Source organism: Hydrogenophaga sp. UC242_53, from assembly GCF_042696965.1.
Classification (GTDB): Bacteria; Pseudomonadota; Gammaproteobacteria; order Burkholderiales; family Burkholderiaceae_C; genus Hydrogenophaga.
Genome location: NZ_CP170552.1, coordinates 1893449 through 1913802, shown reverse-complemented (window position 1 = coordinate 1913802; position 20354 = coordinate 1893449). Strand labels below are relative to the sequence as shown.

Genomic DNA, 20354 nt, shown 5'->3' with positions numbered 1-20354 from the left:
CTTGCGATTCACCCCCCGCCACCATCGCGCGGCGAGGCGTGAACGTCTCTGCCTTCATGAAAGAATGATGTTACCAAACGTAGCATCGTGACAACGCGAAAGTACCTGCCATTAAGTGCATTTCCGCACACTTGGGGACGGGGCAGCAGTGAGGTAGTACTAGGTTGTCGCACTGCACTGGAAAGTGCTCGTGCACTATAGACGAATCCCTTCTCCTCCCAGCCCGGAAATATGACCATTCAAGCAGCCTTTTCCGCATGACCGCCACGCACCTGACCTCACCCGAAGCCATCGGCATCACCCTCTGGCTCGTCGACCTGAGCCTGCCCTCGTCGGACCCCGGCGATCCCGACCAGGTCGCGCTGCTCAGCGCGACCGAAAGGGCCAAGGCCGGCCGCTTCCATTTCGAGCGCGATGCCCGCCGTTACCGCGCCAGCCACACGGCGCTGCGCCAGCTGCTGGCGCAGGTCACGGGCCAGCCCGCGCGCGTCCTGAGCTTCGTCGAAGGCCCGTTCGGCAAACCGCGCCTGCGGGGCGAGGGGCAGCCCCACTTCAACATGAGCCACAGCGGCGACTGGGCGCTGATCGGGCTTTGCGCCGACGCGCCGATCGGCGTGGACATCGAGGTGCCACGGGAGATGAACGACCTCGAATCGCTGGCGCAGCGCAATTTTTCCCCGGCCGAGTTCCTGGCCCTGTGCGCGGTCGATCCGGACCAGCGCCTGGAGGCCTTCCTGCGCTGCTGGACCCGCAAGGAAGCCTGCCTCAAAGCCCTGGGCAGCGGCCTGTCCATCGAGCCCGGGGTGTTCGAGGCGGGGATCGAGACCGAGCCTCGGTTCACCGCGATCGACGTCCAGGGTCAGGCCTGTGCCATGGCGGTGCACAGCCTGGCACTGCCATTCCCCGGCCAGGCCGCCTGCGCGCGCCTGGCGGACACCGACCGCCACCTGGCGATGTAGCACGGCTTTCAGGCGCCCGCGCGGGGCCGGTCGCGGCGCCACCAGGCACCGGCGTTCCACAGGCTCAGCAGGCGCGCGCGGTACCAGTCGCGCCGCAGCTCGCCCACCTGGGCCAGCGCCCAGGTGGCGGCCAGCACCGCCAGCAGGAGCAGGCCGTACAGGCCCCAGCCGGGCTGCGACAGGCCCAGGGCGCTGGCGAACACCAGCAGGGTGAAATGGATCAGGTAGAAGCTGAAGGTGAAGCCGGCGAGCCGCTGGATCCAGCGCGCTCCGGCCCCCTTGAAGTCCCATTCACAACGCGCGCAGCCGATGACGAAGCCCGCGAAGATCAGGGCCACCACGTAGTCCGACAGCACATGGACTGTGGAACCCGGGTCGAAAGGCACGGGCAGGACCTGGCTGAAACCGGCGTACAGGCGGCGCGATGCCTCGTCGGTCACGCCCCGCAGGCCCGACAGGAAAAACACCAGGTAGGCGGCCACGGCAAGGCCCATGAGCAACCGTGCGGCGCGCGGCCCCATCCGCAGGCCGGGCAGGCGCCGCTGGAGCCAGACGCCCAGCAGCCAGACCGGCAGCAGCAGCACGATGCGCGGCCCCATCACGGCCAGTACCCCGATCAGGGCGACCCAGCGCAGCGGCCCGCGCAGAAACAGGGCCACGCCGAACAACACGTAGTACCAGACCTCGTAACCGAGCGACCAGTACGGTGCCATGCTGAACGGCTGGATGGCGCCGAACCAGGTCTCGCCCAGAAACAACCAGTGGAACGGCAGGTAGAACCAGAGCCTGGGGTACTGCCAGTCGGGTGTGTACAGGCTGGGGTTGAGCCGCATCCCGACCAGATCGATGGCCAGGGCCAGCAGCACCGCGGGCAGCGCGACGGAGTACACGCGCGAGAGGCGCGCCAGCGCGTACCGCCCTCCGCTGAGCTGGCGATCGCGGGTGGTGTGCGCGATCACCAGGCCGGAGATCACGAAGAAGGCGATCACCGCATCATCGGCCGACCGGTGCCAGGTGAGCGTGAGCGCCGGCGGCGCCACCTCGAGGTAGACCGAATGCCCGATGTAGACCGCCAGGGCCGCGAGCACGCGGCACAGGTCCAGCCACACGGAGAGCGCGGGCGTCATCGTCGCGGCAGGGCGCGCGGCATCGCTGGTCGCGGGCATGGGGGAACTCCGTCTGGGGGGGATGCTCAATGTAACAAATAGTTGACAAAGTGGACCCGCAAAAGTGGTGGGATTCCGCATTGCTTCACATCTGGCGAGGAATCGAATGCCCCAAACGCGACGAAACCCGTACACACTGCCGTACCACTGGAAAACCTTCGAAACCAGACGCCGTCGAGTCATGTCGGCTCACTACAATGCCACGCAACACCTGAGCCCCCCGTGAACCGCCCAGAGGCACTCGCCACCGCCGCGCCGCCGCACCCGCGTGCCCCCCTGCCCCAACGAAAATCCGGGAACCTCCGTTGAACATAAGAAAAAAAATCGGCCTGCAGTTTTTGGTGAGCAATGGCGCCACGGTCGCCAATTTCGCCCTGTCGGTCATCCTGGCGCGCCTGCTGACCCCCACGGACATCGGCATCTTCTCGATGAGCGCCATCCTCATCACCTTCGCGCACGTGTTCCGCGACTTCGGTGTGTTCTCCTACATCGTCAAGGAGAAGGAGGTCACGCAGCAGACCATCCGCACCGCGCTGGGCGTGCTGCTGGTGACGTCCTGGACCGTCGCCGCCATCCTGTTCTTCACGTCCGATGTGTGGTCGGTGTTCTTCAAGACACCCGAGGTCGGCGACGTGGTCAAGGTGCTGGCCATCGGCTTCGTCTTCATTCCGTTCGGCTCCATCCCCTACGCCCTGCTCACGCGCAACCTGGAGGTCAAGCGCACCTCCAAGGTCATGGCGATCTCGGTGGTGACCTACTTCATCACCACCATCGCCCTGGCCTACACCGGCCATGGCCACATGACCATGGCCTGGGCCAACCTGGTCAACATCATCGTCACGGGCGCGGCCTACCACTGGTACTCCACCACGCCCATCCCGTGGCTGCCCAGCCTCAAGGGCTGGAAGAAGATCACCCACTTCGGCACCGGCACCATCGTCACCTCCACCGTCGCCGCCCTGGACGCGGCGCTGCCCGACGTGATGCTGGGCAAGATGAGCACGCCCGCGGCCGTGGGCTATTTCAGCAAGGCCGCCTCGGCGGTCTCGCTGCCCTACACGGTGCTCAAGTCGACCATCGACTATTTCGCGCTGCCCTACCTCTCCAAGCTGCACCACGCCAACGAAGACATGGCGGCGGCGATCCAGCAGGCTTCGTCGTACATCTCCGTGGTCATCATCCCCGCCATGGTGTGGATGATGGTGATGGACCGGGAGATCATCCTGTTCCTGTTCGGTCCGCAGTGGGTGGCCAGCATCGACGTGATCCCCTGGCTGTGCCTCACGGGGGCCGCCGGCATCCTCTTTCGCCTGGTCACACCCGCGCTCACCAGCATCGGCAAGCCGTATGCGGCCGCCGTGCCCTCGCTGCTGGTGCTGTTGATCAAGGTGGTGCTGGCCATCATGCTGTTCGACGGCACCCTGGTGAGCTTCGGCATCGCCATGGCCATCGGCCAGATCGTGGGCATTCCGCTCTACGTCATGGTCAACAAGGTCTACTTCGGGCTGGGCGTGCGCCAGTGGCTGCGGGGCAATGTGCCCATCGTGCTGATCTCGCTGATCACCGGGACCTTCAGCTACGCGCTCAAGACCTACGTGCACCCCAACTTCCCGATCTTCTTCAGCCTGCTGTTCAACGGCGTGATGTTCGTCGCCGCCTGGTACGCCTGCATCATGCTGATGAAGCCGCCGATCGAAGCCGAGCTGCGGCGCTTCCAGGACAGCGCGGTGGCCTTGATCTTCAAGAAGGACGCGGCGGGCTGAACGGCCCCCGCGCCCACCGGCCTCAGGCCGGGGCTGGCGGCGGCACCTTGCCGGCCGCCACGGTCTTGCGGACGTGCTGCTTGAGCACCTCCATCAGGATCAGGAAGATGTAGGGCAGCTCGAAGTAGGCGGCGCTGAGCAGCGAGCCCGTCACCACGAAGGCCAGCAGGGCGGCGCCCAGCATGTCGGCCAGGTCGGACGCCCAGCGCAGCGAGGGCCCTCGCGCCTTGGTCAGCTTCAGGATTTCCCGGCGCGTGAGGAAGGCATTGCGCCCCAGCGCGACGAACAGCAGGAAGCCGATGAAGCCCATGTCGCCCATCACCTCGAACCAGATGCTGTGCGCGGCCAGGCCCGAGGGGCTGCTTGGCGCGACCTCGATGAAGGGCAGCAAGGTGGGGCCATCCTTGAACGAGTCCCAGAGCGCGGACGACTGCACGGCCCGGAAACCGCCACCGAAGACCGGGTTGGACAGGGCAATGGACGAGCTCACCCGCCAGGCGCCGAAACGGCCCAGCAGGGAATCGTCTTCCTTCGCGGTCTTGATGGTCTCCATGCGCTCGGACCACGAATCGGGCGCCAGCTGCACCACCACCGCCACGCTGATGGCCACGATCACGATGCCGATCATGCGGTTGCGGCTCTTCATGAGGATGAAGAAGACGATCACGCACAGGCCGATCAGGGCGCCGCGCGAGGCCGTGGCCACCACGGCGAAGGCCGTGAGCGGCAGCAGCACGGCAAAGCCGATCTTGGCCAGCTTGCGCGAGGAGATCTGGTAGAGGTAGTACAGCAGCGGCAACACCATCAGCAGCACCATCGCGAAGTGATTGTTGTCCCCGAACTTGGCGATGCCGCGCGCGTTGTGCCCGCCGCCGCTGGCGATGAATTTCAGCCCATCGAGGGCGCCGTGAAAGCTCGTCGCCAGCACCACCATCACCACCATGGCATGGATGCGGTAACGCGAGGTCACGAACACCGGCATCAACAGGCAGAACAGCACGGTCTTGACCAGGTTGCCGAAGAGCTCCCAGTTGCGGTCCAGGCCTGGGTAGGCGAACAGCGCGACAAAGAAGCCGTGCACCGCGAACAGCATCATCAGCACCGTGGTGCGGTTGATCTCGATGCGCTCGAAGCGGTCGCCCCGGCGCATCAGCAGCGAGGCCATGGTGACCAGAGCGAACAGCTGCACGAAGGGCACGGCGCCCATGAAGCCGTGCACGTAGCTGTTCATGGCGATCAGGCCGGCCCAGCCCCACAGCAGGTAGCCGATGAAGGCATTCGAAAAGCCCAGGGGCACGAAGAGCAGCACGGCCCCGAAGACCAGCAGGTCACGCATGGCGGTTCCTAGTTCCTTTTCTTCGGCGCGGGCGGTGCGTCATCGGTGAGCACCTCGTAGGAGAAGAAGCCCATGTCGGGCGTCTTCGGATCGCGGGCCTTGCGCCGCACCGCCAGCAAGAGCAGCGCGAGCAGCACCAGTTCGGCCAACAGCAGCAAGCCTTCGGTCATGCGAACCTCCTGAAGATGTCGAGTTGCCCCTGGGTGGTGGAATCCCAGGAAAAGGTTTCGGCGTGCGCGCGCGTGGCCGCGCGCGGGGGCAGGTCGCCCATCAGCCGGCCCCAGGCCTCGGCCAGGGCCGGCCCGTCACGGCGCGCCATCAGCAGGCCGGCGGCGTGCTGGCTGACCACCTCGGGCGTGCCCCAGATGTTGGTGGCGATCACCGGCGTGCCACAGGCCATGGCCTCCAGCAGCACATTGGCCCAGCCTTCGCGGCTGGAACACAGGGCCAGCGCATCGGCCGCGCTGTACCACCACTTGAGTTCGGTCTGCGGCACCACGCCCACCCAGCGCACGCGCTCGCTCACGCCCAGGCGCGCCGCCAGCGCCTTCAAGGCGCCCTGCTCCGGCCCGCCCCCGGCCACCAGCAAGGTCACGCCCGGCATGGCGGGCAGCGCCTCGATCGCGATGTGGTGGCCCTTGCGCTCGATCAGGTGGCCCACCGACAGCAGGTACGGCCCCTGCACATCCAGGCCCAGGCGCTGCCTCGCGGCCTCGCGCGGCTCGGGGGTGAAGCGCTCGAGGTCGACGCCGTTGCGCAAGGTGTTGAGCTTGCCCGGGTCCGCGCCGAGGGCGGCGAGCGAATCCATGAGCGCACGGCACACGCCGATGGAGGCCTGCGCCTGTGCGGCGGTCTGGAGGATGAGCTTGCGGGGAAAGGGGTACTCGGGAATGAGGTTCAGGTCGGTGCCGCGCGCGGTCACGACGAAGGGCTTTTTCAGCCAGCGCGCCAGCAGCCCGGCGGCCACCCCGTCGGGGTAGTAGTAGTGGGCGTCGATCAGGTCGAAATCGAAGCCCTGCTTCTGCAGGCGCCGCACCGTCGCCAGGGCCCCCAGGGCCATGGTGTAGGGCGCGAGGTTCATGCCGACCTTGGGCAGCAGCAGGTAACGTGGGTGGTGCACTTCCAGCCCGTTGCGCTGCTCCAGGCGCGGCGTGGCCGCGAACTGGGCGTATTCACCGAAGCGGGGCGACTTCAGCGGGAACCAGGGCACGGGCGCCACCACCTTGGCCTGGACCTGCCCGGTTTTCAGCAGCTCGCGCAGGCGGGTCTCGACGAAGATGCCGTGGATGGGCCGCACCTCGCTCGGGTACAGGCTGGAGAACAGCAGGATGCGAAGGGGCTTCAGGGATTTTTGCATTCGAACACCATCACACCTTCAAAACTTTTCCGGGACGTCTCGCGCCCCTGCGGGCAGGGCTGGGCCTTGTCGCGGTCGTTGTTGTCGCCCACCAGGTAGTAGCCGCGCGCCACCACCTCGTTGGGCAGCGGGCTGTAGCCGATCCACAGGCGTCCATGGGGCGTGTCGATGAAACGCGCCGCGCCCTTGAGGTGCAGGCGCTCCAGCCAGGTGTCGCCCAGCTTCTGGTAGATCCGGCGCCAGGTGTCGGAGTCGTCGATCTTCGCCGGATCCTGGATGGCGAGCAGGCTGCCCCAGCCCGGCCCCTGGAGGTAGCGGGCCATGGCCCAGTAGCGCACGTTGGAAGGGACGTAGATGTCGCGGCGCTCGGTGTTGTGCTGCGCGATGTGCCGGGCGACCTGGTGGAAGTCCATCTTGCGCGGGGTCTGCAGCCGCTCCCAGCCGGCGCCATACGCCGCCACGAAAACCAGCAAGGCCACCACCAGCGCCGCGCCCCACACCCGCAGGCGCGCGTCCGGCCGCAGGCGCTCGTGCAGGTGCACGGCCAGCGCCACGGCGAGGAAAGGCGCGGTGTAGGCCAGCGTGCGGTCCAGCCAGATGGGCCGCAGCACCAGCGAGATGACCCCCACCACCAGCACCGGCAGCACCACGAACGAGACCACGCAGGCCCTCACGTAGGCCGAGCCGAACACCAGCAGGTAGAACACCAGCGCCAGCACCAGGGCGGCGGCCACCGCGTACTGCGTGGTCGTGGCCCCGGGGAAGTAACCCAGCAGCCAGCCGCCGAGGGTCTGCGCCACGCTGTCGAAACTCGGCATGCGGGTGTGCGACACCGAACGGAAGCTGGCGTTCGCCAGCCAGGGCAGCAGCAACACACCCGAAATCCCGATGAACCCCAGCAGGGGCTTGAGGCGGCGGCGCTCGCCGGCCACCCAGCAGCGGATCAGCGTGTAACACAGCACCGACCCCACCGCGATGAACGCGATGCTGTGCAGCATGGACAGCGAGAGCACCAGCAGGCACATGGCCCACCAATGGCCGCGCCGGCCGTGCAGCAGCCATTGGTCGACGCAGTACCAGAGCAGCAGCACGTTGCAGCCCAGCATGGCGTACATGCGCAGGTCGGAGGCGTAGTAGATCTCGCTGCCCAGCAGCGCCGTGAAGGCCGCCGCCAGCAGCGCGGCGCGGCGGCCGGCCCGCGCGGCCACGCCCAGGTACACCACCACGATGGAACCCAGGCTCCAGAACACCGAGTTCAGGAGCAGCCAGGTGTCCTGTTTCGAGAACACGCCCCAAGCGTTGAGCTGCAGGTAGTACAGCGGCGGATGGATGTCGAAGCGCATCACCGCGACCACCACGTCCAGCGGATTCAGGTTGACGTAGCTCGCGCCGAAGATCTCGTCGTACCAGAGACCCCCATCGGCCCGGATCGCCATGAAGCGCAAGCCGAACGCGACCAGCAGCACCAGCAACAGGCCCATCAGGGCTGTGGCGCGGGAAAGGGCGGTGCCGTCAGCGGTGCTGCGCGTCATGGTTCACCTCGTCGGGGAAGCCTGGGCCAGGGAGGTCGACAGCGCCACCACCCGCCGGGCGTTGCCCGTCCAGGTGAGGCTGAGCCGGTCGATGGTGTCGTGCGCCGCGACGGCCAGCCGCTCGCGCAGGCTGTCGTCGGTGCAGAGGCGCGTCAGCGCGTCCTGCATGCCCGTGGGCACGGCCTCGTCGAACAGCAGGGCGTTGTCCTCGTGGGTCAGCACCTCCAGCAGGTTGGGGGTGGCGGGCGCCACGACGGCCTTGCCCAGCACCAGGTATTCCATCAGTTTCAGGGGCGAGGCATAGGGCGTCACGGCGGGCTGCAGGGCGACGTCGAAGGCGGCCACGTGCGCGGGCACCCGGTCGCGGTGGATCACGCCGGTGAAGGTCACGCGGTCGGCCAGGCCCAGGCGCCGGGCCTGCTGCTCGAGCGCTTCGCGCACCGGGCCGTCGCCCACCACCAGCAGGTGGGTGTGGGACGGCGCCTGCGGGGACGCCATCCAGTCGACGATGCGGTCCACGCCGTGCCAGTCGCGCACGAAGCCGGTGAAGCCCAGCACCAGGCGGCCCTGCAGGCCGAGGTGGGCCTTGGCGGTCTCCTGGGTCGGGGCCTGGGCGAAGTGCGCGCGGTTGATGCCGTTGGGGATGACCTGGATGCGCGAGTCGGGCACGCCGCGGGCGCGCACGTGGTCGGCCAGCACATTGGTCACGGGCAGCACGCAGTCCGCGCCGCGCCAGGCCACACCCTCGGCCCAGCGGGCCAGCCCCTGCAGGGCCAGGCCGCCACTGTGCTGCGAGCGTTCGAACACCAGCGGCGCGTTCACCTCCAGCAGCAAGGGAATGCCGAGCCGCTTCTTGGCCATCAGGCCGCTGAGCAGGAAGAGGTTGTAGCGTTCGTAGATGACGTCGGGCCGAAAGTCTTTCGCGGCCTTCATCAGCTTGCGGTAGGCCACCACGCTGTAGGCCAGCTCCATGAGTTCGTACAAGGCCTTGGGCATCAGGGCCTTGAGGCGGTGCACCCAGCCCATGTCGCTGCCCATCTGGCCATTGCCGCCCTGCCCTGGCGCGCTGCTTTCGGGCTCGTCGCCACCCGGACTGACCACGCGCACCTCATGCCCCTCGCTGCGCAAGGCCTCGATCATCTCTTCGATGTGCACGGCCTGGCCGTCTTTCGATGCCGTGCGGTGGTGGTACAGGATTTTCATGGGTCGAGCGGCCTCAGGCCGCCACAGAGGATCGGTGAAGTTGGCCATCGAACACCCGCTTCCATTGGGCGGTCATGAGGGCCTTGGCGTACGAGGCCTGCACCTTCTCGCGGCCGGCCCGGGCCCACGCCGGCCACAGGGGCTGCTGGTCCAGGGCGCGCGCGAGGGTGGCGGCGAACGGGCCGTCCTGCGGCTCGCAGAGGTTGTCGGGCGACACGTCCGAGAGGATGTCGCCCACGTCGCCCACGCGCGTGCGCACCACCGGCATGCCCACCGCCATGGCTTCGAGCAGCGCGATCGGCAGTTGCTCGGTGTCCGACGACAGGGCGAACAGGTCGAAGTCCGTCAGGCGCGCGGACGGGTCCTTGAGGTAGCCGGTGAATTCCACGTCGGCGGCGACGCCGAGCTGCTGCGCCAGCGCTTCCAGCTCGCCGCGCTGCGCGCCGTCGCCGACCACGATGAGGCGGGCGGAACGCCGGGCCCGCACGTTGGCGAAAGCGCGGATGAGGCGGGCGATGTTTTTCTCCGGCCGAAGCCCGGCCACCGTGCCGATGCGCACCGGTCGGCCTTCTTCCACCGACACCGCGCGCGCCGCCGCGGGAATGTCCACGCCGTTGGGGATGAAGGTGACCCGGCGCGCCGGCAGCTTCCACACACCCGTGGCCAAACGCTCCAGGTTGCGCGAGGCCACTACCACCGAGACGCGGTTCCAGCCCAGCAGCACGCGCCGCATCCAGACGCGGCGCGGCAGTTGCCGGGCGGCCTCTTCGGGGCCGAAGCCGTCTTCCACGTGCACGTGCGGCACCACGCGCGGCAGGTTGGCCGCCGCCCATTCGATGGCGCCCCAGTTGTAGGACAGCAGCAGGTCGGGTTTCAGGCGCTGGAGCAAGGCGCGAAAGGCGCCCCGGTTCGCCAGCGCCCCGCCCTTGACCACCTCGAGCCGCATCGGCTCCCAGTTCACCGCCGGGGCGAGCCGCTCACCGGCGTCGAAACAGTTGTCCATCGCCACGATGAGGTGGCGGTAGCCCGGCCCGAGGGCATTGCCAGTTGCACGAAGCGCGCCTGCGGCCCGCCCAGCTTGAAGGTCGAGAAGGCGTGCAGCAGCACGCGCGGGGGGCGTGCGCCCTCGCTCATGCAGAACCTTCTCCGGCGTGCACGGCCATGGCCTGGCGGTGGAAGGTCGCGGCATCGCTCACCGGTTGCCAGCCCAGGTCCTGTTTGGCGTTGCTGCAGTCGATTTTGGCCAGCAGGCCGCGCGACATCAGATCGCGCTTGAACGGTCGGGCCACGGCGCGGCCGGTCACGCGCTTGATCAGCCACTTGCCCATCTCCACCAGCCACAGGCCGGTGGGGGACGACGGCACGAACTTCAGCGGACGGCCGATGGTGCGCGAGAGGTCGGCCAGGTATTCGCGCGCGCTCGGGCGCACATCGCCCACCAGGTTGTAGGCACGGCCCGGCGCGGCGGGCGCCGTGACGGCGGCCACGATGGCCGAGGCGCAGTCGCCCACCAGCACCCAGGGCAAGGCGTTCTGGCCACCGTTCCAGCCGACGCAGTACTGGTCGTTATTGAAGAAGCCCAGGCCGCTGTGGAAGGGCGAGGTGCCCGAACCCACCACGAGGCCGGGGCGCATCAGCACGATGGGGAAGCCGGTCTTCTGATGGATGTCCATCAAGGCCTGGTCGGCCAGGGCCTTGGCGCGGGCGTAGTCGGCGCGCGTCTCGGGGCGGGGGTCCGGTGGCGTGGCGCCGGTGATGGTCTCACCCGCATCGCCCAGGAACAGGCTGGCGATGGAGCCCACGTGCACCATGCGCTGCACACCGGCCGCGCGGCACACCTCGGCCACCATCACGGCGGAATCCACCATCGCGGCGCGGATGGCCTCGAAGTTCGCGCCACCGCCGCCGTGCGCGAGGTTGATCACGTAGGGGGCGCCGGCGATCGCGCGCTCCAGGTCGGCCTTGTTCTTCACGTCGCCGCGCACGATCTCCACGCCAGGCCGACTGAAGACCGGCTGCAGGTTGTTCACGCCGCGCGCCATCACGCGCACGCGGTGGCCCTGGCCCAGCAGGGCCGCCACGGTGTGCGAGCCGATGAAACCGGTGCCGCCCAGCACCACGACCAGGTCACCCGTGGGCGCGGGCTCGGCCACCGGCGTGGCGCCCGCGGGCAAGGGCTTGAAGGCCGCGGCCATCTGCTCGCAGACCGAGACCAGCTCGGCGCCGAAGTCGAGGTCGATGCGGGGCTTGCCCTGGCTCTGCAGCTCCTGGTAGAAGGCCTGCAGGCTGCCCTTCATGCCCAGGTAGAAGGCGTCGGAGCGCGGCTTGAGCTTGGCCGTGGCGATGACGTAGTCGCGCAGCACCGAGAAGCCTTGCGACTTCACCTGTTGGCCCGTGGCGCGCGCCGACAGCCAGGCATCCACCGGCTCCATGTAGGCGGTGCGCTCCAGGGTGTGGAACTGGTTGGCGAACATGTCGGCCACCGCCACGCCGTCGTCGCAGACCACGGTCATGCGGCACACCGTGAACTCGGCGCCCACATGGAAGCGCATGTGGGCGGGCATGCGCTCGCAGCGCAGCGACACCTGGCAGGCGTTGTGAAGACCGACGCCGGGCGAGATTTCCACCGGGTCCTCGGCCAGCACCGAGAGCTCGCGCACCGAACCGGCGAGGTCGAGCACCTGCGACAGCGGGTGCACCGCCTGCTCCAGCAGGATGTTGAGCGGCTTGCGGAACATCCAGTGGCCGAACTGGCGCGCGGCCAGCTGGCGCAGCGGCACTTCGTACACGTAGTCGAGGTAACGCGGCTTGCCCAGGCGGCCCGACGCGATGGCTTCCTTGAGCTGCACGTAGGCGGGGTTGAACACCAGGTTCTGGTTCACGCCGATCACGGCGCCGGACTGACCTGCGGCTTCGCGCAGTTGCTCGCACTCGGCGGTGCTCACGCCCACCGGCTTTTCCAGCAGCACGGTCTTGCCCGCGGCCACGAAGGGCATGGCGGAAGACAGGTGGAAGTCCGGTGGCGTCAACACGTGCACGGTGTCGGCGTCCGAGGCGGCGGCTTCCTCGATCGAGTTGAACACGCGGCCCGCGCCGAATTCCTTGACCAGGCCCTGGGCGGTGGCGGCGTTCACGTCGAACACGCCATACAGCTCCACACCCGGGATCTCGCGCAGCGCGGCCGCGTGGGTCTTGGCGATATTGCCGGCGCCGACCAGCAGCACCTTCTTCTTGTTGCTCACAAACATCCTCCTGGAAATGAATTCTTGGCCCGTCAGACGGGCGCGCTCTTCTCGTTCTGCCGCAGGAACGCATCGAACATGATCAGCATCCACAAGGGCGTGGAATGGTCGGACTGGCCGCTCAGGTGTTCCTTCACCATGCGCTCGAGCACGGTGGCATTGAAGTAGCCCGAGTCCAGCATGCGCGGGCTCAGCACCGATTCGCGCATGCGCTGCGCCAGCGGCCCGCGCAGCCACTTCGCCAGGGGCACCGAGAAGCCCATCTTGGGCCGGTACAGCACGTCGTGCGGCAGCAGCGGCTCGAAAGCCTTCTTGAACACCGCCTTGCCCTCCCCGCCCTGGATCTTCAGATCGCTGGGCAGCGTGCGCCAGCCACTCGATGAGCTGGTGGTCCATCAGGGGTTCGCGCACCTCCAGCGAGTGCGCCATGGCGGCGCGGTCCACCTTGGTGTTGATGTCACCGACCAGCCAGGTCTTGTAGTCCAGGTACTGGATCAGCGCGAGCGGGTCGTCGGTCTGCGCGCGCTGGGCGTGCTCGCGGAACACCTCGATGGCGTTGTAGCCGCCCAGCTCGCGCTGAAACGCGGGCGAGAACAGGCGCGCGCGCTGGTCGGCGCGCAGGTGCGACATGCTGTGGTGGTAGGCCTGCACGCTGTCCATGGCCATGGCCTGGAAGGTGGTCTTGGCGCGGAACATGCGCGGCGCCCAGTCGGCCTTGGGGTAGAGCCGGCCCAGCGTGCCGAACACCGACTGGCGCAGGCCGTGCGGCAGTCGGTTGCGCACGCGCTCCTCGCCCAGGTGCATGCGGTAGCGCCGGTAGCCGCCCAGGCTTTCGTCGCCGCCATCGCCCGAGAGCGCCACGGTGACGTGCTTGCGCGCCATCTCGCAGACGCGGTAGGTCGGGATGGCGGAGCTGTCGGCGTAGGGTTCGTCGTACAGCCAGGCCAGGGTGTCGATCAGGTCGAAGTCGTCGCTCTTGACGATCTCCAGCCGGTGGTCGGTCTTGTAGCGGTCGGCGACCTGCTGGGCGAACTCGGACTCGTTGAAGCGCGGGTCGTCGAAACCGATCGCGCAGGTCTGCACCGGTGTGTCGGACAGGCCGGCCATGGTCGCGACCACGGCGCTGGAATCGACCCCACCCGAGAGGAAGGCACCCAGCGGCACGTCGGCGATCAGACGCAGCTTGACGGACTCGCGCACGCGGTCGCGCAACTCGACCTCGGCATCGGCCTGCTCGATCGGGTTGTCGTTGGTGAACTGCACGTCCCAGTACGGCACGGGCGCGGGTTGGTCGGCTTCGCCCCGGCGCAGCAGCAGCGTGTGCGCCGCCGGCAGTTTGTGGGCGTTGCGGTAGATGCAGCGCGGGTCGGGCACGTAGCCGAACGAGAAATAGTCTTCCACCGCCTTCGGATCGATCTCGCGCACGAAGCCCGGGTGGGCCGTGATCACCTTGAGTTCGGAGCCGAAGATGAAACTGCCGTCGGGCAACCAGGCGTAGTGCATGGGCTTGACGCCCATGCGGTCGCGCGCGAGGAACAAGGACTGCTGCGCGCGGTCCCAGATGGCGAAGGCGAACATGCCACGCAGGCGGTGCACGCAGGCCGTGCCCCAGGCCGACCAGGCGTGCACGATCACCTCGGTGTCGCTGCGCGTGCGGAACACGTAGCCCAGGGCCTTGAGCTCGGGCACGAGTTCCTGGAAGTTGTAGATCTCGCCGTTGAACACGATGCCCACGCTGGCGTCGGCGTTGAACTGCGGCTGCTGGCCCGTGGCCAGGTCGATCACCGACAGGCGCCGGTGGCCCAGCGCCAGGCCGGGTTCGAGGTGCAGGTCGTCTTCGTCCGGCCCCCGGTGGGCTTGGATGTCGTTGATGCGGGACACCAGCGCGCGGTCGTAGCTGCGCAGACCCTGGGTGTCGAACAGGCCGGAAATGCCGCACATGTCAGTGGGCCTCCTGAACGGTGGCGTTGAGTTGGTGGGGGTCGTCCAGGCAGGCGTCGATGCCGCTCAGGTGGGCCTGCCAGCTGAAACCCTGCAGCACGAAGCGGCGGGCCTCGCGGCCGAGCGCGGCGGCCTGGGCTGGCGGCGCATCGAGCAGTTGCTGCAGCGCCTGCAGGAAACCGTCGGCATCCTCGGCTCGCAGCAGGCCCTGCGCGCTGCTGGCGCCGATGGCTTCGGCGCAGGAAGGCACGGTGATCACCGCCTGCTCCATGGCCGATGGCTTCGAGGATCTTGTTCTGGATGCCGCGCGCCACGCGCAGCGGCGCCACGACCGCGGCGGCGTGCTGCAGGTAGGGCCGCACATCGGGCACGGTGCCGGTGACCACCACGTGCTGGCCGGCCAGGGCCTGCACCTGCGGCGAGGGGCTGCGGCCCACGATGTAGAAGCGCGCCCGCGGCCAGTGCGCGCGCAGGCGCGGCAGCATGTCCGAGACGAACCAGCTCACGCCGTCGATGTTGGGCCAGTAGTCCATGGCACCGGTGAACACGATCGCCTGCTCGTTCGCCGCGAACGGGTTGGCGCGCGCGGGATCGGGGGTGAAGAAATCGGCGTCCACGCCATTGCTGAGGGACTGCACATGGCCTTGGGCCTCGGGCGCGTGCGAGAGAAACAGCGCGGTCTCGTTCGGCGTGACGAAGAAGGAGCGGCGCGCCTGCGAGGCCACCTCGCGTTCGTAGGCCAGCAGGCGTTCGCCTTCGCGCCGGTACACAGCCGACATCGGCCAGCGGTGCGCGGGGGCGTATTGCGTCCACTTGGCCGAATCCACATCGACAAAATCAACCAGCATGGGCACGGCCGGCGCCAGCGGCTGCGCGTACTGCGCCATGGCGCCCGAGAACACCACGCTGGCCTGCAGCTCATGGGCCTGGGCCACCTGCTCGACCCAGCGCCGCATGCCGGCGTTGCGGTAGTAGGCCAGCGTCAGCGCCTCGCCGCGCAGCAGGCCGGTGGCGCTCATCAGCTTGGCCCGGCGCGGCGCGATGCGCTCGACGTGCAGGTCCGGACACAGGGCCTTCAGCGTGGGCAGGTGCTGCTCGTCGTCAGGGTCGTCGATGAAGGTGCCCAGGAACACGCGGTGTTTCTGCAGCAGGTGGCGCAACAGGTGGTACGAGCGCACCTTGTCGCCCTTGTTGGGCGGATACGGAAGGCGGTGAACGAGGTACAGCAGGTTGGCCATGGTGCGTCAAGGTGGCGTCGCTCAGCCCAGATTGCGCACGATGAACGGGCCCAGCCAATTGGCGACGCCAATGGGCAGGCGCCGCCAGGTCGCGATCAGCAGCTTGTACTTGGCGTTGGCCGGGTTGTTCTGCGGAATGCCCTCGCGCTTGTACAGGCGGTACTCGTAGTTCAGCGGCGTGGGCTCGAAGCCCCAGTTCTTCTTGAACGCGTAGGGGCCGGTGCCCTCCTTGCTGCGCCCGTAGTCGAACACCTTGAGTCCGCGCGCGCAGGCCAGGCGCATGAGTTCCCAGTACTTGAAGTCGTTGGCAGCGAGGTCGCGGGCGGCCTCGTCGTCGCCCGCGTAGTACGGCAGCACCTCGTCGCGGAAGTAGAAACTGAGCACGCTGGACAGCGGCGTGCCTTCGGCCGAACACACGGTCAGCACCTCGGCGTCGGCACCGAAGGTCTTGAGCAGGGTCTGGAAGTAGCGCTTGGGCATGGCCGGCGTGCCGTGGCGGTGCACGTTGTCGGCGTACAGGGCGAAGAAGCGGTCGACGGTCGGGTCGATGTGCGAGGTCAGGCCGTTCTTGATGCCCTTGCGCACCATCGCGCGCTGCTTGCGCGGGATGGCCAGGCATGTTGTCCTCTTCCTTGGGCAGGATGGCCTTGCGGAAGGTGACGTAGAGCTCCTGCACCGGCCAGTCGGTGTGGCGGCGCTCGATGTGGCGCAGCTCCAGGTGGTCGGTGCCGAGCTCGACGGCCAGGCGCTGGGCCTCGGCTTCGAGCGCCGTGGCGGCCTCGGGGGTCGCGGCGGCCGCGCCGCCGTACACCGCGAACGGCAGGCCGGTCAGCGCGTTGCCGAACAGGCGGCTGTTGACATGGGCCAACGGCAGCACGCCCTGGATCTCGCCGCCGGACTCGGCGTAGAGAAAGTAGGTGTCGTGGCGGAAGACGTCGCGGATGACCGTCTGCCAGCCCGCGCGGTGGAAGAACGTGGCCTGCGGTTGCGCCAGGACGAAGGCGTCCCAGCGGGCGATCTGGTCGGCTTGGGCGCTGTCGAGGCGGTGGATGCGAAGAAGAGCAGGCTCAGACAACGGACACCTCTTTCTTCACGCGGCTGCCGATGAAGATGTTGTCCATGCGGTCCCATTGGAAATCGTCCAGCAGGCGCGCGAGGCGCTGTTCCGTGCGGCCGATGTTGACGTAGTGGCGAAAGCGGGTCTTGAGGTCGATGCCGGCCACGCGCGGTTGCCCGGGGTCGATCTCCCAGGGGTGGAAGTAGAAGATGGCGGATTGCTCGTCCTGCCTGTTCACCTGCTGCAGCATCCAGCGCGAGAGCGCATAGGGCATGAGGCGGAAATAACCACCGCCGCTGGACGGCAGGTTGCGGTTGAACATGCGCAGCGTGGTCGGCGGCACTTCCATCATGCCGCCCGAGGTCTCGTAGGCGAAGCGCGGCGCATCGGGCATGCCGTAGTGGTCGTGCTTGACCGGGTAGATGCTGGAGCTGTAGCGGTAGCCCGCGCGCTGCAGGGTGTCGAGCGCCCACAGGTTCTTCGCACCGATGGAGAAGCTCGGCGCCCGATAGCCCCAGACCGCCTGGCCGCCCAGGTCTTCCAACAGGCCCTTGGAGCGCGTGATGTCGTCGAAGAACTCGGCCTCGGTGAGGTCGCTCACCCGCTGGTGCCCATAACCATGGCTGGCGAGTTCATGGCCTTCGCGCACGATGCGGCGCACCATGTCGGGGTAGCGCTCGGCGATCCAGCCCAGGGTGAAGAAGGTGGCGTGGGTGTTCTTCGCCGCGAGCAGCTGCAGGATGCGGTCGATGTTGTGTTCGACCCGGCACTCGCAGCGGTCCCGATCGGCGCGGTCGATGTAGGGCGCCATGGCCGAGACCTGGAAGTAGTCTTCGACGTCGATGGTCAGCGCGTTTTCGATGGGTGCGTTGGATGGCATGGGAACCCCCTTGGGATCAGTTGCTGCCGTTGTTGCGCGACTTGCGGGTGGCCGCGACGATCTTCCTCAAGGCACCGAGGATCTCCAGGCTCACCCGCTCCTGGCGCAGCACGCTGCGCTCCATGCGCAGCAGGCGGGTGCTGAGCTGCTCGGCCGTCACGCGGGTGAGCTCTTCGCCGATGCCGTCCACCACGCCCGGGTCCAGGTCGAGGTCTTCGGGGCCGATGCCATCGACCAGCGAAGGGCGGGCCTCGGCGCCCTCGCCCGCCTTGGGCAGGTGGGCCCAGCGGTCGTCGCTGCCCTGGTGGTCCGGCGCGGGCACCGCGCTCTCGGCGTGCATCTCCGCGACCACCTCGTTGAGCGCATCCAGCGTCAGGGTCGGCGATTCGGACAGGTAGCCCTGCAGCAGCAGGCGGTCGCACAGGGTGTTGATGCGGCGCGGAATGCCGCCGCTGTGCTGGAAGATGCCGGCGAACACCGCCGGCTCGAAGACCGGCTTGTCCACCGCGCCGGCGCACTTGAGCCGGTGCTCGATGTAGGCGCGGGTGTCCTCCTCGTCCAGCGGGCCGAGGTGGCAGCGCGCGGTGACGCGCTGGCGCAGTTGCAGCATGCCCGGGCCCTGCAGGATGGTGCGGAACTCGGGCTGCCCGACCAGGAAGGTCTGCAGCAGGGCCTGTTCGCCGAACTGGAAGTTCGACAGCATGCGCAGCTCTTCCACCGCCAGCGGTTGCAGGTTCTGCGCTTCGTCCACGATCAGCAGGCAGCGCTTGCCCTGGGTCGTCTGGGTGATGAAGAAGGCTTCCAGCGCCATCAGCATGTCGGCCTTGCCGGTCCCGCGCACGGGCACGCCGAAGGCCGCGCAGACCAGTTTCAGCGCGTCTTCGGCGCCCAGCTGGGTGCTCACAAGATGGGCCGCCACCACCGAGCCGTTTTCCAGGCTGTCGAGCAGGTCGCGCACGATGGTGGTCTTGCCGGCGCCCACCTCACCGGTGATGACGATGAAGCCCTCGCCGCGCATGACGCCGTACACCAGGTACGAGCGCGCGCGCCGGTGCGGCTTGCTGCTGTAATAGAAACGCGGGTCGGGGTTGAGTTGGAAGGGTTTGCTGGTCAACCCGTAATAGGCTTCGTACATGTATCAGAACCGGTGGGTGACCACGCCCAGGATGGCGGTTTCCTTGTAGGGGAAGGTGCCGCTGTAGAGCGAACGCCGGAGCTGCACGCTGCCGCTGGTGCGAGCGGCCAGGCGCGTGCTGACGCCGAACGTCAAGGTCTTGAGGGTGTTGCTGAACGAGGTGTTGATGCCTTCGTTCGTCTGCCGCGTGAAGGACACGTTGGCCGAGGTCAGCCGCGTCAGGCGGTGGGCGTAGGTGACCCGCCAGGCCTTCTCGACAATGTCGGAGGCGATGTTGAAGTCGTCGCTGAGCGTGATCACCGGATTGAGGCGGCGCCCCGTGTTGCGGGCCACGGCCACCACAAAGGCATCGCGGGGACCGAACAGGCCCAGCGAAAGCTCCTGCAGGCGTTGCACCGACGCCGACGAGGTGAGGAAGCCCGGGTTGAGCTGGAAATCGGCCGGCAGGCCCAGGCGCTGCAACTCGGCATTCACCTGCTGCGCCCGCCGCACCGGGTCGGACTCGTTGGACAGCGCGTCGATCAGGCCATAGAGCGAACCCTGGGACGCGCCCGCGGCATCCAGCTGGCTGGTGACCACGTCGCGGGTGTCCACATAGCGCCAGATCGCGCGCCGGCTGCGGTACTCGACCTCGACGTTGTGGCCGTTGCCGAAATAGCGGTTGGACCGCTCGGCGAAGACGCGCGTGCGATCGGAGGGCCGCCATTCGACACCCAGCCCGGTGGAGCGGTACGACTTCATGTCGGGGGTCAGCAGGTCGTTGGACTCCACGCCGACCAGCGCCGACAGGGTCAGCGTCGGGTTCAGCGCGTAGAACAGGCGGCCATTCACCGCGTCCAGGGTCTGCCGCTGTCCGAAGCTGTAGTCGAGCTGCGTGCGACCCGCTTCGAGCGTCCAGCCCAGCGATTGCCCGGTCACCTGGCGCGACAGCCGCGCCAGGCCCTCTTCGGAGCTGATGTCGGAACGCAGCCGCGTGTCGGTGCGGGTGGTCTGGTAGGCGTAGCGCAGCTCGTAGTCCACCGAACCCATCAGGCTGCCGCGCAGGTAGGGCGAGAACCGGAAACTCGAGGTCTCCGACAGGTTGTCGTTGCCCAGGGCGTCGATGCTCGGCGACTCGAATGCCGAGATGGCCTGCTGGCCGATGATCCCGGAGAAATCGATGAAGGCGCGGTTGTCCCAGGCCTCGAAGGTGCCATTGGTGTTCAGGGACTGCTGGATGTTGTCCTGCACCGTGTTGCGCGCGTCGTAGATGCCGCGCAGCGAGTAGTCGAAGAAGCCCTTGAGGCGCGGCTTGTTGACCACCACGCCAATGCCCGGGCTGATTTCGGTGATCTGCTCGCTCTGGCGGTTCTGCGTGGAGAGATCGCCGTTGTTGGAAAAGCCCTGGCTCACGGAGATGCGGGGCGTCACCCAGATGGCAGGGGGCGGGGCCACCGGCGTCTCCACCTCCACCAGATCCCCTGCGGGAGCGACTTCCTGCGCCCTCACCTGGGCATGCAGCGACAGCACGAGCAGGCCCGACAAGGCCTGCACCAGCGTGCGCCA

Annotated in this window: 14 protein-coding genes and 3 pseudogenes; 2 read left to right on the top strand and 15 right to left on the bottom strand. The window is 67.9% G+C overall.

Translation table 11 applies throughout. The features are described 5' to 3' along the window. Positions 1–257 precede the first annotated feature (257 nt). A complete protein-coding gene (locus ACFJI0_RS09805; protein ID WP_382324581.1) occupies positions 258–959 on the top strand; it encodes a 4'-phosphopantetheinyl transferase family protein in 702 nt (233 codons plus the stop codon). Positions 960–967: 8 nt separating this feature from the next. On the opposite strand, the gene ACFJI0_RS09800 is transcribed toward ACFJI0_RS09805, so the two are convergent. Further along, positions 968–2125, bottom strand: a complete 1158-nt coding sequence (locus ACFJI0_RS09800; RefSeq protein ID WP_382324579.1) for an acyltransferase family protein — start codon at positions 2123–2125, stop codon at positions 968–970. Positions 2126–2466: 341 nt separating this feature from the next. Here ACFJI0_RS09800 and ACFJI0_RS09795 point away from each other — a divergent pair, with 341 nt between their 5' ends. Next, positions 2467–3888, top strand: coding sequence for an oligosaccharide flippase family protein (locus ACFJI0_RS09795; protein WP_382158236.1), 1422 nt, complete (start codon positions 2467–2469; stop codon positions 3886–3888). Between the two features lie 22 nt (positions 3889–3910). Here the strand turns inward: ACFJI0_RS09795 and ACFJI0_RS09790 are convergent, their stop codons facing one another. The 14 genes and pseudogenes from ACFJI0_RS09790 to ACFJI0_RS09725 all read right to left on the bottom strand — a co-directional run bounded on the left by ACFJI0_RS09790 (position 3911) and on the right by ACFJI0_RS09725 (position 20342). After that, positions 3911–5224: a putative O-glycosylation ligase, exosortase A system-associated gene (locus ACFJI0_RS09790; RefSeq protein WP_382324577.1), complete on the bottom strand. Its 1314-nt coding sequence runs from the start codon at positions 5222–5224 to the stop codon at positions 3911–3913. Positions 5225–5232: 8 nt separating this feature from the next. Further along, on the bottom strand, positions 5233–5394 hold the full coding sequence (locus tag ACFJI0_RS09785) for a hypothetical protein (protein WP_382158240.1): 162 nt from the start codon (positions 5392–5394) through the stop codon (positions 5233–5235). Next, entirely contained in the window at positions 5391–6581 is a 1191-nt protein-coding gene (locus tag ACFJI0_RS09780; RefSeq protein ID WP_382324576.1) for a glycosyltransferase family 4 protein, read from the bottom strand. Before ACFJI0_RS09780 ends, ACFJI0_RS09785 begins: the two co-directional genes overlap by 4 nt. Continuing rightward, the gene (locus tag ACFJI0_RS09775; RefSeq protein WP_382324575.1) at positions 6566–8113 is read right to left on the bottom strand and encodes a hypothetical protein; all 1548 of its coding nucleotides are present in this window, start codon (positions 8111–8113) and stop codon (positions 6566–6568) included. The genes ACFJI0_RS09780 and ACFJI0_RS09775 overlap by 16 nt, the downstream gene beginning before the upstream one ends. 3 nt (positions 8114–8116) lie before the next feature. Beyond that, the gene (locus ACFJI0_RS09770) at positions 8117–9316 is read right to left on the bottom strand and encodes a glycosyltransferase family 4 protein (RefSeq protein ID WP_382324573.1); all 1200 of its coding nucleotides are present in this window, start codon (positions 9314–9316) and stop codon (positions 8117–8119) included. A gap of 13 nt (positions 9317–9329) precedes the next feature. Further along, a complete protein-coding gene (locus ACFJI0_RS09765) occupies positions 9330–10319 on the bottom strand; it encodes a glycosyltransferase (protein WP_382324571.1) in 990 nt (329 codons plus the stop codon). Then, positions 10274–10450 (bottom strand): hypothetical protein, encoded by a 177-nt coding sequence (locus tag ACFJI0_RS09760; protein WP_382324569.1) that lies wholly within the window; start codon positions 10448–10450, stop codon positions 10274–10276. Before ACFJI0_RS09760 ends, ACFJI0_RS09765 begins: the two co-directional genes overlap by 46 nt. After that, a pseudogene (locus ACFJI0_RS09755) lies at positions 10447–12531 on the bottom strand (NAD-dependent epimerase/dehydratase family protein); the annotation flags it as partial. The pseudogene ACFJI0_RS09755 and the gene ACFJI0_RS09760, both read right to left, overlap by 4 nt. Positions 12532–12590: 59 nt before the next feature. Next, a pseudogene (locus tag ACFJI0_RS09750) lies at positions 12591–14439 on the bottom strand (XrtA/PEP-CTERM system amidotransferase). Further along, complete coding sequence (locus tag ACFJI0_RS09745; RefSeq protein WP_382324567.1) at positions 14340–15737, bottom strand: TIGR03087 family PEP-CTERM/XrtA system glycosyltransferase; 1398 nt, start codon at positions 15735–15737, stop codon at positions 14340–14342. The pseudogene ACFJI0_RS09750 and the gene ACFJI0_RS09745 overlap by 100 nt, the downstream one beginning before the upstream one ends. 21 nt (positions 15738–15758) lie before the next feature. Next, a pseudogene (locus ACFJI0_RS09740) lies at positions 15759–16812 on the bottom strand (FemAB family XrtA/PEP-CTERM system-associated protein). Next, complete coding sequence (locus ACFJI0_RS09735) at positions 16805–17674, bottom strand: XrtA system polysaccharide deacetylase (protein ID WP_382324565.1); 870 nt, start codon at positions 17672–17674, stop codon at positions 16805–16807. Before ACFJI0_RS09735 ends, ACFJI0_RS09740 begins: the two are co-directional and overlap by 8 nt. 16 nt (positions 17675–17690) lie before the next feature. Further along, positions 17691–18809 (bottom strand): XrtA/PEP-CTERM system-associated ATPase, encoded by a 1119-nt coding sequence (locus ACFJI0_RS09730; RefSeq protein ID WP_382158260.1) that lies wholly within the window; start codon positions 18807–18809, stop codon positions 17691–17693. Between the two features lie 3 nt (positions 18810–18812). Continuing rightward, positions 18813–20342 (bottom strand): TIGR03016 family PEP-CTERM system-associated outer membrane protein, encoded by a 1530-nt coding sequence (locus tag ACFJI0_RS09725; RefSeq protein WP_382324563.1) that lies wholly within the window; start codon positions 20340–20342, stop codon positions 18813–18815. Positions 20343–20354: the final 12 nt, after the last annotated feature.